Source organism: Candidatus Skiveiella danica (assembly GCF_022705245.1).
Taxonomy (GTDB): Bacteria; Pseudomonadota; Gammaproteobacteria; order Burkholderiales; family Burkholderiaceae_C; genus Skiveiella; species Skiveiella danica.
In genome coordinates this window covers 1-296 of sequence record NZ_JAKJEW010000146.1, presented here as the reverse complement: position 1 = coordinate 296, position 296 = coordinate 1, and the positions used below count along the sequence as shown (strand labels likewise).

The window sequence follows — 296 nt, the reverse complement described above, 5'->3', positions numbered from 1 at the left end:
CAGCCAGTTTCGGTGGCGCAGCGGACCTGGAGTGCGACGTGCTGGTGCTCGGCGGCGGCCCTGGCGGCTACTCGGCGGCGTTCCGCGCGGCGGACCTGGGCCTGAAAGTCGTGATCGTCGAACGCTACGCCACGCTGGGCGGCGTCTGCCTGAACGTGGGCTGCATCCCGTCCAAGGCGCTGCTGCACGTGGCCGCCGTGATGGACGAGGTCAGCCACCTGGGCGACCTTGGCGTGGACTTCGGCGTACCCGTGGTCAACATCGACAAGCTGCGCGGCCACAAGGAAAAGGTCATC

Annotated in this window: 1 protein-coding gene; it reads left to right on the top strand. The window is 68.6% G+C overall.

Features of this window, described 5'->3' with window-relative positions:
* On the top strand, positions 1 to 296 hold a 296-nt coding region (locus tag ACMUOY_RS20585; RefSeq protein WP_413894575.1), incomplete at both ends, for an FAD-dependent oxidoreductase.